General features: G+C 65.2%; 8 protein-coding genes. 3 read left to right on the top strand and 5 right to left on the bottom strand.

Annotated elements, in window-relative coordinates; translation table 11 throughout:
- Positions 1-3,495: retention module-containing protein (locus tag E8E91_RS13485; RefSeq protein ID WP_280376166.1), on the bottom strand; the 3,495-nt coding region annotated here is incomplete at its 3' end.
- 338 nt (positions 3,496-3,833) lie between these two features.
- Here E8E91_RS13485 and E8E91_RS13480 point away from each other — a divergent pair.
- From E8E91_RS13480 to E8E91_RS13470, 3 genes are all read left to right on the top strand, one after another.
- Positions 3,834-5,186, top strand: a complete 1,353-nt coding sequence (locus E8E91_RS13480) for a TolC family outer membrane protein (protein WP_280372448.1) — start codon at positions 3,834-3,836, stop codon at positions 5,184-5,186.
- A gap of 109 nt (positions 5,187-5,295) precedes the next feature.
- Positions 5,296-7,452, top strand: coding sequence for a type I secretion system permease/ATPase (locus tag E8E91_RS13475; RefSeq protein ID WP_280376165.1), 2,157 nt, complete (start codon positions 5,296-5,298; stop codon positions 7,450-7,452).
- Between the two features lie 4 nt (positions 7,453-7,456).
- The gene (locus E8E91_RS13470) at positions 7,457-8,800 is read left to right on the top strand and encodes an HlyD family type I secretion periplasmic adaptor subunit (RefSeq protein WP_280376167.1); all 1,344 of its coding nucleotides are present in this window, start codon (positions 7,457-7,459) and stop codon (positions 8,798-8,800) included.
- Between the two features lie 119 nt (positions 8,801-8,919).
- Here the strand turns inward: E8E91_RS13470 and mmsB are convergent, their stop codons facing one another.
- Genes mmsB through E8E91_RS13450 form a run of 4 tightly spaced genes read right to left on the bottom strand, consistent with a single transcriptional unit; the run spans position 8,920 to position 12,967 of the window.
- Positions 8,920-9,804: a 3-hydroxyisobutyrate dehydrogenase gene (gene mmsB, locus E8E91_RS13465; protein WP_280376164.1), complete on the bottom strand. Its 885-nt coding sequence runs from the start codon at positions 9,802-9,804 to the stop codon at positions 8,920-8,922.
- A 43-nt stretch (positions 9,805-9,847) separates the two neighbouring features.
- Positions 9,848-10,951 (bottom strand): enoyl-CoA hydratase/isomerase family protein, encoded by a 1,104-nt coding sequence (locus E8E91_RS13460; protein WP_280376163.1) that lies wholly within the window; start codon positions 10,949-10,951, stop codon positions 9,848-9,850.
- Between the two features lie 23 nt (positions 10,952-10,974).
- Positions 10,975-11,793: an enoyl-CoA hydratase gene (locus tag E8E91_RS13455; protein ID WP_190834391.1), complete on the bottom strand. Its 819-nt coding sequence runs from the start codon at positions 11,791-11,793 to the stop codon at positions 10,975-10,977.
- 10 nt (positions 11,794-11,803) lie between these two features.
- The gene (locus E8E91_RS13450; RefSeq protein WP_280376162.1) at positions 11,804-12,967 is read right to left on the bottom strand and encodes an acyl-CoA dehydrogenase family protein; all 1,164 of its coding nucleotides are present in this window, start codon (positions 12,965-12,967) and stop codon (positions 11,804-11,806) included.
- Positions 12,968-12,994 lie beyond the last annotated feature (27 nt).

The following is a 12,994-nucleotide window of genomic DNA, read 5'->3' as shown; positions in this document are numbered from 1 at the left end:
CAGCGACTTGATCACGAAGCTGGCGACGGTGCCATCGACATCCGAGCCGCTGAGGCTGACCGGGATACCCGCCGAATCTTCGCTACCCGAACCGCTGGCCGCGAGGGTATCCGGCGCGTCGTTGACCGAGGCAACGGTGATGGTACCGGTGGCCGGAGTGGCGTCCTCCAGACCATCGTTATCCACGGCGGCATAGTCGAAGGTGGTGGTGCCGTTCCAGTTGGCATTCGGCACGAAGGTGACGTTGGCGCCGTTGCCGGAGGCCGGGACGCTGTCGCCGGCGGCCAGTGCGACGCCGTTCAGCAGCAGGGTGCCGTTGGCCGGCAGCGACTTGATCACGAAGCTGGCGACAGTGCCATCGACATCCGAGCCGCTGAGGCTGACCGGAATGCCTTCTGCGTCTTCGTTACCCGAACCGCTGGCCGCATTGGTTTCCGGCGCATCGTTCTCCGGGGTGACGGTGATGGTCAGTGTGGAGCTGCTGCCGGTGTTGGTGGTGTAGCTGACTTCCGGGACCGTACCGTTCCAGTTTTGCACCGGGGTAAAGGTGTAGGTGCCGTTGGCATTGATCACCAGGCTTCCGATGCCATTGATGGTGGCTGCGGTACCGGCGGTGAAGGTACCGGGCACACCATTGATGCTGAAAGTGGCGACAGTGAGGGTGTCATCCACGTCGCTGTCGTTGCCCAGGACGTTGCCGGTGGCCGGGTTGTCTTCGGTCACGGTGTTGCTGTCGGGGCTCAGGACTGAGGCATCGTTCACCGGAGTGACGTCGGCGAAATTCAGTTCGGCGGTGTCGGTGGTGGTGCCGTCGCTGACGGTATAGATCGCGGTGGGTACCGGACCGTTGTAGTTCGGCGCCGGGGTGAAGGTGAAGCTGCCGTCGCTGTTGATCACCAGGGTGCCGACGCCACTGAGGGTGGCAGTCTGGCCAGCGGTGTAGGTGCTCCCGCCCACTTCGAACTGGGTGACGGTCAGGGCGTCGCCATCGACGTCGCTGTCGTTGGTCAGGACATTGCCGACCGCCTGGATGTCCTCGATCACCGGGACCGGGCCGTCATTGGCCGCCAGCGGAGCGTCGTTCGCCGGGGTGACGGTGATGTCCAGCGTGGAGCTGCTGCCGGTAGTGGTGACGTAGGTTACCTGCGGCACTGCGCCGTTCCAGTTGGCGGCCGGGGTAAAGGTGTAATTGCCGTCGGCGGCGAGGGTCAGGGTGCCGACGCCGGTAATGGTCGCCGTCGCGCCTGCGGCGAAGCTGCCATTGATGCCGGCCACACTGAAGCTGGCGACCGACAAGGTGTTGTCCACATCGCTGTCGTTGGTGAGCACGTTGCCGGTGGCCGGGCTGTCCTCGGCGACAGTGTTGCTGTCGGCAGCCAGGACCGACGCGTCATCCACCGGGGTGACATCGGCGAAGCTCAGTTCGGCAGTGTCGGTAGCGCTGCCATCGCTGACGGTGTAGGTCGCGGTGGGAACCGGGCCGTTGTAGTTCGGTGCCGGGGTGAAGGTGAAGCTGCCGTTGGCGTTGATGACCAGGGAGCCGACACCATTGATGGTTGCGGTCTGGCCAGCCAGGTAATTGTTCCCGCCGAAGCTGAAGCCGGTGACGGACAGGACATCGCCGTCGGCATCGTTGTCATTGGTCAGCACATTACCGCTGGCCTGGGTGTCTTCGGTCACGGCGGTCGGTCCGTCATTGCTGGCGACCGGCGCATCGTTGACCGGGCTGACGGCGCCGAAGCTCAGCTCACCGGTATCGGTGGCGCTGCCGTCGGTAACGGTATAGGTGGCGGTCGGCACCGGACCGTTGTAGTTCGGTGCCGGGGTGAAGGTGAAGCTGCCGTCGCTGTTGATCACCAGGGTACCGACACCGCCGAGGGTGGCGGTCTGGCCGGCGGTGTAGGTGCTGCCGTCCACGGTGAACTGGGTGACGGTGAGGGCATCGCCTTCCACGTCGCTGTCGTTGGTCAGGACGTTGCCGGTGGCCGGGGTGTCCTCGGTGACCGGGACCGGGCCATCGTTGGCTGCGACGGGGGCGTCATTCACCGGGGTGACGCTGATGCTCAGCGTGGAACTGCTGCCAGTGTTGGTGGTGTAGCTGACCTGGGGGACCGTGCCGTTCCAGTTGGCGTCGGGGGTGAAGCTGTAGTCGCCATTGCTGGCGATGGTCAGGGTGCCGACGCCGGCGATGGTGGCGGTCTGGCCGGCGGTAAAGCTGCCAGTGACACCGGCGATGGTGAAGCTGGACACACTGAGGCTGTTGTCGACGTCGGAGTCGTTGCTCAGCACGTTGCCGGTGGCCGGAGTGTCCTCGGCCACGGTGTTGCTGTCGGCGACCAGGGCGGACGCGTCATCGACCGGCGTTACATCAGCGAAGCTCAGCTCGCCGGTATCGGTAGCCGTGCCATCGGTAACGGTGTAGGTGGCGGTGGGCACGGGGCCGGTGTAATTCGGCGCTGGGGTAAAGGTGTAGGAGCCGTCGGCATTGATGACCAGGGTGCCGACGCCGCCGAGGGTGGCGGTCTGGCCGGCGGTGTAGGTGCTGCCGGCCACGGTGAACTGGGTGACGGTCAGGGCATCGCCGTCGGTGTCGCTGTCGTTGGTCAGGACGTTGCCGGTGGCCGGGGTGTCCTCGGTGACTGCGGCTGGGCCATCGTTGGCGGCAACCGGGGCGTCGTTCACCGGATTCACACCAATGGTGACGGTAATGGTGTCGCTGCCGCCCTTACCGTCTCCGACGACGACCGTGAAGCTGTCACTGCCGTTGTAGTTCGGATTGGGCGTGTAGGTGTAGGAACCATCCGGGTTGATCACCACGGTGCCGTTGCGAGGACCATCCCCCGGGGTATAGGTGAGCGGGTCGCCATCGGGGTCGGTGGCGCCGAGCTGCCCTGTCACCGGAGTGTCTTCGTCGGTGGTGATGCTGCTGTCCTGGCCCTGCGGGGAATTGTTGGGTACATCCGGCAGAACGGTATCGGGGGGCAGGGGGGCATCCGCATCCGGGGTGTTGTCGTCCTCCACCAGCGCTTCAGTGGCCAGGGGGACGTTGCTGGTGGCGAAACCGATGGTCGCATCGACCTGGCCCGCCGTGGCATCCAGCATCACGAAACTGTGGCCACCACCGGCGGCACCACCGCCTGCGCCACCGGCGCTCGGGCCGGCTGCGGTGGCTTCGAGTGCCTGGGTCGGGTCAACGCCGGCCTCGATCGCCTTCTGCAATTGCGCGACGTCATCGGCGGGCGTCTGAGGGGCCGGCTGGGCAGCCTGGGTTTCGACGCTGGCCACGACGTCGGATTCGCTCCACTGGCTGTCGCGGCCGAGGTCGACCGTGCTGCCATCGGTGAGTTCGAGAGTCACCATCCCCTCAAGCCCGGTTTGCAACTGATCGCCTTTGAAGAGTTTGTCCCCCTCGACGAGGAGCCGCTGGAACCCTTCCGGAGACATCGCGAAGACCTGACCAACAATGCTTTTGACGACCGCAATAACACTGCTCATGGAGTGACTCTCCTGAAATTGGCTCTCAGCTGGCTTGTCGTCGCTGGGGTCGAATTTCGATGACCAAGCGCAGGACTGACATTCCCTTTCTATAGTTAATGCATGGCGTAAAGGTGGCGCCAATTAATTGGCTTATGACAATTGGCTATTGAGAATATGCCAAAGTATTGACCAATTGATTCCCATCCTAAACAATCGATTTCATGCTGTCACTTTGATATTTGCGTCGCCGTCCAGTGCTTGGCAATGTGATCTCGTCCACAACGCGCGGTGCTGACGGAAAGCAATCTCCGGTGAAGTTTCCGGACCTCCAATTCAACGAAAAGGATGCCAAGAATATGCGTCTGAGATTCTCCGCCGTTCTCCCTTTTGCCCTCGCTGTGAGCCTTCCCACTCAGGCCCAGAGCTTGTCCGAAGCCATGCAGCACGCCATGGATGTCCACCCGGAAATCCAGGCGGGGGTTAACAGCCGTCTGTCGGCCGACAAACAGTTGAGGGCGGCCAAGGGCGGTTACCTACCGTCCGTCGACCTGCTGGGCGGTTATGGCCGTGAGGGCAGCGACAACACCACCACCCGCGCCGAAGGCGACGACCACTGGAAGACCATGACCCGTGGCGAGTCCAGCCTGCGTCTGCAGCAGATGGTGTTCGACGGCTTCGCCACCCAGAACGAAGTGGGCCGCCAGCAGGCCACCGTGAACTCCCGCGCCTATTCCCTGCTCGGTACTTCCGAGCGCACCGCGCTGGATGTGGCCCAGGTCTACATCGATGTGCTGCGTCGCCAGGAAATGGTGCGTCTGGCCGAGACCAACCTGCGCAGCCACGAACGCATCTTCGACCAGATCAGCCTGCGCAGTGAGCGCGGGGTAGGGCGCCTGGCCGACCAGGACCAGGCCGAAGCGCGTCTGGCCCAGGCCCGCAACAACCTGATCACCGAGCAGACCAACCTGCGCGATGCACGCACCAACTTCTACAGCGTGGTGGGCATCGACCCGGTGGACCTGAGCGAGCCGGCCGGCCTGCGTGGACAGCTGCCCGAATCCCTTGAAGCTGCCCGCGGCACCCTGCTGGCCAACAGCCCGGTCCTGCGTTCGGCCGAGTCCGACGTGGCGGCGGCCGAGAAGCAGTACGACGCCGCGAAGTCCTTCTTCTATCCGCGCTTCGACGCCGAACTGTCCCGTGGGGCGGACAATGACCTGGATGGCGAAGACGGCCACGTGAACGATTGGCAGGCAATGTTGCGCATGCGTTACAACCTGTTCGCCGGCGGCAGCCACAAGGCCGACCTGGAGTCCAAGGCCTACCAGATCAACGAAGCGCTGGACATTCGCAACAACGCCCTGCGTGTGCTGAACGAAGAACTCGGTCTGTCGTGGAACGCTCTGGACAACGCCCGCGAGCAGATTCCGATCGCCCAGCAATACGTCGACTACAGCACCCGTGTGCGCGAGTCGTACCAGCAGCAGTTCAGCATCGGCGAACGTACGCTGCTCGACCTGCTGGACAGCGAAAACGAACTGTTCACCGCCTCGCGTCGCCTTGTGGACCTGCGCTACACCGAGCTGTTTACTCAGTACCGCATCAAAGCGACCATGGGCGAGTTGCTGAAGAGCCAGGGAGTGGTGGCGCCGATGGCGACGGTCGTACAGACCGAGCTCAAGCCCGAGGCAACTCTTCCCGGCCTGAACTAGGTACCTGTTTCGGATCCACGCGGCGCAAGGGGGCGTCCCCTCCCTCTTGCGTCGTCGGGGTCCGGCCTAGGCCCTGCCTCCCGTAGACCCCAGAGCAGAGAATCCAGGCGTGGATCCAGAAGTCAGTCGTTCAAGTGTCAATACCGATCCACGTGGGCAGCACGACGACCCCTTGCTCGATTCGCTGCTGTCCCTGTGCGTCCTGCACCACAAACCCGCCAACCGGGCCATGCTCACCAGCGGCCTGCCGCTGCCCAAGCAGCGCCTGACCGCCGATCTGCTTCCCCGCGCCGCCGCCCGTGCGGGCCTGCAGGGCCGCCTGATGCAGCGGCGCCTGGATCAGATTCCGAAGATCGCCATGCCGGCGCTGCTGCTGCTCAAGGAAGGCCGCTGCGCGGTCATGCTCGGCTGGGGCGACGACGGCAAGGCGCGCCTGCTGCTCAGCGAGAGCGACGGCGGTGAAGTGAAGGTCACCCGCGAGCTGCTGCAGGAGGACTACAGCGGCCAGGTGTTCTTCGCTCAGCCGCAGCACAAGTACGACCTGAATACCGACAGCCTGATCCCGCGCACCGAGTCCTGGTTCCGCGACACGCTGAAGCGCTCCCGCTGGCTCTATACCGATGCGGTTGCCGCCAGTCTGCTGATCAACCTGATTGGCCTGGGCGCTCCCCTGTTCGTGATGAACGTGTATGACCGTGTCGTGCCCAACCAGGCGGTCGCCACCCTCTGGGTGCTGGCCGTCGGCATCTCCGGGGCCTACCTCTTCGATCTGTTGCTCAAGACCATGCGCGGCCTTTGCCTGGACCTCGCGGGTAAGAAAACCGACCTGATCATCTCCGCCACCCTGTTCGAGCGCATCGTCGGCATGGCGATGAAGTACCGCCCGATGCGGGTCGGCAGCTTTGCCCAGAACATCCATGAGTTCCAGACGCTGCGGGACTTCCTAGCCTCGCTGACCCTCACCAGCGTCATCGACCTGCCGTTCACCTTGTTGATCCTGCTGGTAATCGGATTGCTCGGCGGGCACCTGGTCTGGGTGCCGGTCCTGGCGTTCCCGCTGGCCATGGGGATCAGCTGGCTGTTGCAGAAACCGCTGGTGGCGACCATGGACCGCACCATGGCGCTGGCGGCGGAACGCCAGTCGAGCCTGATCGAGACCCTTGCCGGTCTCGACGCGGTGAAGGTCAACAACGCCGAGAGCGATCGCCAATACCTCTGGGAGCAGACCATCGGCACCCTGGGTCGCCTCGAGCTGCGGGTGAAGATGCTTTCCAGCCTGGCGATGAACCTGACCCTGATGATCCAGCAGTTGGCGGGCGTGGTGATGATCGTGTCCGGCGTCTACCTGATCATGGCCGGTGACCTCAGCATGGGCGGCCTGATCGCCTGCTACATGCTCAATGGCCGTGCCCTTGGTCCGCTGACCCAGCTTTCCGGTCTGCTCACCCGCTACCAGCAGGCGCGCCTGACCATGAAGTCCGTCGACCACATGATGGACTTGCCGCAGGAGCGCCAGGAGGGCGAGCAGCCTCTGGTGCGGGACAAGCTGCAGGGCAGCTTGGAACTGCGCCAGATCAACTTCACCTACCCGCACCAGCAGACCCCGGCCCTGAGCGAAGTGAACCTGATCGTTCGTCCGGGCGAGAAGATCGGCATCATCGGCCGCAGTGGTTCCGGCAAGAGCTCATTGGCCAAGCTGATCGTCGGCCTCTACCAGGCCGATTCCGGCAGCCTGCTGGTGGACGGCACCGACATCCGCCAACTGGACGTCAGCGAGCTGCGCCACAACGTCGGCTACGTGCCCCAGGACATCCAGCTGTTCAGCGGCACCCTGCGTGACAACCTCATGTCCGGTGCCCGCTACGTGGAAGATGAACTGGTGCTGCAGGCGGCCGAGCTGTCCGGCGTGCACGAGTTCGCCCGGTTGCACCCGCAAGGCTACGAACTGCAGGTGGGTGAGCGGGGCCAGAACCTGTCCGGCGGCCAGCGGCAGAACGTCGCCCTGGCGCGCGCGCTGCTGCTCGATCCACCGATCCTGCTGCTCGACGAGCCCACCAGCTCCATGGACAACCCCGGCGAGGAGCGCCTCAAGGAACGTCTCACCGGGATGATCGCCAACAAGACCCTGCTGCTGGTCACCCACCGTGCCTCGATGCTTTCGCTGGTGGATCGCCTGCTGATCGTCGACCGCGGCCGGGTCATTGCCGACGGTCCGAAGGAAGCGGTCATGGAAGCGCTGAAGAAGGGGCAGATCAGTGTCGCATAAGGGCATGGGCGCGCTGCGCCAGTACTTCAAGGGCGGCGATTCGCTGTCCGACCAGCCGCTGCCGGAGGTCAACAAGGCCCTGGTGGAGGACGCGCCCCGCGTGGTGCGCCTGACCATCTGGACCCTCATCGGCTTCACCCTGTTCATGCTGCTCTGGGCCAACTTCGCCCAGGTGGACGAGGTCACCCGCGGCGAAGGCAAGGCGATTCCCTCATCCAAGCTGCAGAAGGTGCAGAACCTGGAAGGCGGCATCATCTCCGAGCTGTTCGTCCACGAGGGCCAGGTGGTGGAAGTCGGCGATCCGCTGCTGCGCCTGGACCCGACCCGCTTCGAGTCCAACGTCGGTGAAACCGAAGCGGACCGCACCGCCATGCAGCTGCAGGTCGAACGCCTGAGCGCCGAGGTGGATGACCGGCCGCTGCAGATCTCCGACGAGCTGCGCAAGCTTGCGCCGGAGCAGGCCAATAGCGAAGAAGCGCTGTATCGCAGCCGCCAGCAGCAATTGCAGGAAGAGGTGGCGGGCCTGGAAGAACAACTGGTGCAGCGCCGCCAGGAATTGCAGGAGTTCATCTCCAAGCAGGGCCAGTTCCGCAACAGCCTGCAGTTGCTGCGTCAGGAGATTTCCATCTCCGAGCCGCTGGTGTCCCAGGGGGCGATTTCCAAGGTGGAGGTCCTGCGCCTGCGCCGTGCCGAAGTGGAAAACCGTGGCGAGCTGGAAGCCACCAGCCTGGCCATTCCCCGCGCCGAATCGGCGATCAAGGAAGCCGAACGCAAGATCGCCGAAACCCGTTCGCGCTTCCGCAGCGAAGCGCTGGCCCAGCTCAACGAGGCGCGCACCGAACTGAACAAGGCCAATGCCACTGGCAAGGCCCTGGAAGACCGCGTCAAGCGCACCCTGGTCACCTCGCCGGTGCGGGGCATCGTCAAGCAGCTACTGGTCAACACCATCGGCGGCGTGATCCAGCCGGGCAGCGACCTGGTGGAGATCGTGCCGCTGGACGACACCCTGCTGGTGGAGGCGCGCATCCGTCCGCAGGACATCGCCTTCCTGCACCCCGGGCAGAGCGCCATGGTCAAGTTCACCGCCTACGACTACACCATCTACGGCGGGCTGAGTGCCGACCTGGAGCAGATCGGCGCGGACACCATCACGGATGAGGAAGGCAACAGCTTCTACCTGATCAAGCTGCGCACCAAGAAGAGCCATCTGGGGACGGAGCAGAATCCGCTGCTGATCATCCCTGGCATGGTCGCCTCGGTGGACATCATGACCGGCAAGAAGAGCATCCTGAGCTACCTGCTCAAGCCCATCATCAAGGCCCGCGCCGAGGCACTGCGCGAGCGCTGATCCTGTTGCGTAGGGTGCGCCGCGCGCACCGCCGGTTGTATGCGGTGCGGGGCCTGAGCCGATTGCCTTGTGGGAGCGATTTCAATCGCGAATAAATTCGCTCCCACCAAAAGCGCGGGTTACTCCACAAACAACTTCTGCACCACCGAGAAGTCTTTCTTGCCCTTGCCCTGCTTGAGCAGCAGCCGATAGATCTGCAGTGCCAGGGCGCCCATGGGCGTGCTGGATAGGCTGGCCTGCGCGGTTTCCTGGGCGAGCCCCAGGTCCTTGGCCATCAGCTCGGCCATGAAGCCCCCATCGTATTCCTTGCTCGCCGGTGCATTGGGCATCACCCCCGGCCAGGGGTTGTAGCGTTCCAGCACCCAGTTGCCGCCCGAACTCTGGCGCATGATCTCGGCGAGGACAGCCGGGTCCAGGCCATTGGCCACGCCCAGCGCCATGGACTCGGCGGTGCCGATCATCTGCACCGCCAGCAGCTGGTTGTTGCACACCTTGGCCACCTGGCCGGCACCGTCGGGGCCGGCATGGAAGATGTTCTTGCCCATGGACTGGAAGATCGGCCGCGCCTTTTCCAGTGCCCCGGCTTCGCCCCCGACCATGAAGGTCAGGGTGCCGGCCGCGGCTCCGGCGGTGCCGCCGGAAACGGGCGCATCCAGCAGCTCGATACCACGGGCCTTCGCCGCCGCGTGAACCTTGCGCGCGGACTCCGGGGCGATGGTGGAGCATTCCAGCAGCAGGCTGCCGGCTGCGATGGACTCCAGCAGCCCACCGTCGCCCAGCAACAGGCCTTCCACATGCCGGCTGGCCGGCAGCATGGTGATCACCACCTGGGCGCCGTTGACCGCTTCCCGCGCATCCCTTGCGGGCTTGGCACCCTCGGCCGCGAGCTCGTCGACGGCGGCCTGCACCAGGTCGTAGACCTTGAGGTCGTGGCCGGCCTTGAGCAGGTTGCGGGCCATGGGCAGGCCCATGTGGCCAAGTCCGATAAAGGCGATCTTGCTCATCGTGCTACTCCTTGGCCCGGCCGGGGTGGCTGCGGGCGGATTGTCAGAGATCGTCCAGCGGGTGCCGGCCGTCCCACACCGGCTCGAAATGGGCCTCGATCACCGCACGGGGAATGGCCGCTACATCCGGCCAGTGCCAGCGTGGGGCGTTGTCCTTGTCGATCAGGCGGGCGCGCACGCCTTCGGGGAATTCCGGATGACGGCAGCAGTTCAGGCTCATGGCGTATTCCATGCGGAACACCTCGGCCAGGGAGAGGTGCTTCGCCCGGCGGATCTGCTCCCACACCAGGTGCGCGGTGAGCGGGCAGCCGGCCGCCAGGGTCTTGGCGGCGCGGGCCAGCGGCACATCGCTGTCGTGCTGCAAAGCGGTCATGGCCTTCCAGGCGGCGGGCAGGTCGGCTACGTCGAGCAGATCGTCAATGCGCTTGCGCCGTGGCAGCCACTGGGCTTCCGGCAGTTGGCCACGGGCCTCGTGCTCCAGGGCCTTGAACAGGCTGTTGAGCTGGACCTCGGGCTTGTCCTGCCAGTTGAGCTGGACCAGCCCGGCGAGCAGGGCGTCCTGCTGGTCTTCCAGCAGGAAACGGTCGGCCAGGTCGAGGTCGAGGGCGTCGTGGGCATTGATGGTGCCGGCACCCAGGCCGAGGAACAGGCCGAGCTTGCCGGGCAGGCGGGCGAGGAACCAGCTGCCGCCAACATCCGGGTAAAGGCCGATATTGATTTCCGGCATTCCCAGGCGGCTGGAGGGCGTGACGATGCGGATCGACGCGCCCTGCATCAGGCCCATGCCGCCACCCAGCACGTGGCCGTGGGCCCAGCAGATCAGCGGTTTGGGAAAGGTGTGGATACGGTGGTCGAGGCGATATTCATCGGCGAAGAATCGGCCCGCCAGCGGCGGTACCACGCCGGGATGTTCGCGGCAGGCATCCACCAGTTTGCGCACGTCGCCGCCAGCGCAGAAGGCCTTGGGGCCGTTGCCGCGCAGCAGCACGCAGACGATCTCCGGGTCTTCGGCCCAGGCACGCAGCCGGGCATCCAGCGCCTCGATCATCGGCAGGGACAGGGCGTTGAGGCTGGCCTCGGCATCCAGGCTGGCGATGCCGATGCGGGCGCCGTGCAGGCCATTACGTTCTTCGAAACTCACATTCATGGTCGTGTTCGTCCGGCTTTCGGTCATTTGTTGCGCCAGTTCGGATTGCGCTTTTCCAGGAAGGCGTTGACGCCTTCGCGGGTGTCGTCGGCGTCGAACAGGTCGACGAAACGCTCGCGCTCTTCCGGCAGCCAGCCGTTCGGCCCGCGTTCCCGCGCGCCCTGGATCAGCGGCTTGATGGTGCGCACCGCCACCGGGCTCTGCCGCGCCACCTTGGCCGCCAGCAGCAGGGCGGTGCCACGGGCTTCGCCGCTATCCACCACCTGTTCCACCAGGCCGATGCGCAGCGCGGTTTCAGCATCCACGCGCTCACCGCAGAGGATCATGCGCTTGGCCCAGCCTTCGCCCACCAGCCACGGCAGCGCCTGGGTGCCGCCGGCGCAGGGCAGCAGGCCCACGGCGGCTTCCGGCAGAGCCATCTGTGCCTGGCGTTCGGCGATGCGGATGTCGCAGGCCAGGGCGCATTCCAGTCCGCCGCCCATGGCGTAGCCGTTGATCGCGGCAATGGACACGCCTCGGAAATCCCGCAGCGCCTCGAAGGCCTCGCCGAAGCGTCGGGCCATTTCGCGGGCACGGGCCTTGTCGCCATCGGCGAAGAGGTTGAGGTCGGCGCCGGCGCTGAAGAACTTCGGTCCCTGGCCAGTCACCACCAGGGCGTAGATGTTGTCGTCGTGGTTGAGGTGCTCGATGAGCTGCTTGAGCCCGATCAACGACTCGCGGTCCCAGGTGTTGGCCGGCGGGTGGTTGATGGTGAGAAGCGCGGTGTGGCCGTGCTTTTCCACCGTCAGCTTGTGGGTGAGGTCGAAGATGCCGGGCTGATAGGGTTCCAAGGCTGTGGTCATGTGCAGCTCCTTACAGAAGTCGGTCGAGGGCGCCGCCCTGTTCCAGTAAACGGCGCGCCACGATGACGCGCATGATTTCGTTGGTGCCTTCGAGAATCTGGTGTACCCGGGTGTCGCGTACCCAGCGTTCCAGAGGATAGTCGTTCAGGTAGCCATAGCCGCCGTGCAGTTGCAGCGCCTCGTTGCACAGATCAAAGCACTGGTCGGTGGCGAAGCGCTTGGCCATGGCGCAATAGAGGCTGGCCTCGGCGTGGCCCTGGTCCAGGCGGTGGGCGGCCAGGCGCACCATTTGCCGGCTGGCGGTGAGGGCGGTGAGCATGTCGGCGAGTTTGAATTGCAGGGCCTGGAATTCGGCCAGCGCCTTGCCGAACTGCTTGCGCTCTTCCACATAGCGCAGGCTTTGCTCCAGGGCCGCCTGGGCGGCGCCGAGGGAACAGCTGGCGATGTTCAGGCGGCCGCCATCCAGGCCTTTCATGGCGTAGACGAAGCCCTGGCCTTCCGGGCCGATGCGATTGCCGGCGGGAATGCGCACGCCTTCGAAGGTGATGGTGCGGGTGGGCTGGGCACGCCAGCCCATCTTGTCTTCATTGCGGCCATAGCGGATGCCGTCGGCGTCGGCCGGTACCAGGAAGCAGGAAATGCCCTTGGCGCCGTCCTCTCCCGTGCGGGCCATGACGATCAGCACCTGGGTGCTGCCGGCGCCGGAAATGAAGCATTTGCTGCCATCCAGCACATAGTGGTCGCCATCACGGCGGGCGCGGGTGCGCAGGCGGGCGGCATCGGAACCGGCGTCGGGTTCGGTCAGGCAGTAGGAGGCGAGTAGTTCGCCGCCGATCAGGCCGGGCAGCCAGCGCGACTTGAGTTCGGCGTCACCGAAGGAAGCCAGCATCCAGGTGGCCATGTTGTGGATGGTCAGGTAGGCGGTGGTGGCCACGCAGCCGGCGGCCAGTTGCTCGAAGATCAGGGAGGACGACAGCCGGGACAGCCCCAGGCCGCCATCCTCTTCGGCGATGTACAGGCCCAGGTAACCCTGTTCGGCGGCGCGGCGGATCACCTCCAGCGGGAAGTGGTGGTCACGGTCCCAGTCCGCGGCGCCGGGCGCCAGTTCGTGGCTGGCGAAGGCGCGGGCGCTGTCCACCAGCAGGTGTTGTTCCTCGGTGAGGTCGAAATCCATATGTCGTCTGCCTTGGCTCGGTTGCGT

Origin of the sequence: Pseudomonas sp. BN515, from assembly GCF_029873155.1 — a bacterium.
Classification (GTDB): Bacteria; Pseudomonadota; Gammaproteobacteria; order Pseudomonadales; family Pseudomonadaceae; genus Metapseudomonas.
The sequence above is the reverse complement of the archived record's forward strand: the minus strand, read 5'-3'. Positions and strand labels throughout refer to the sequence as shown.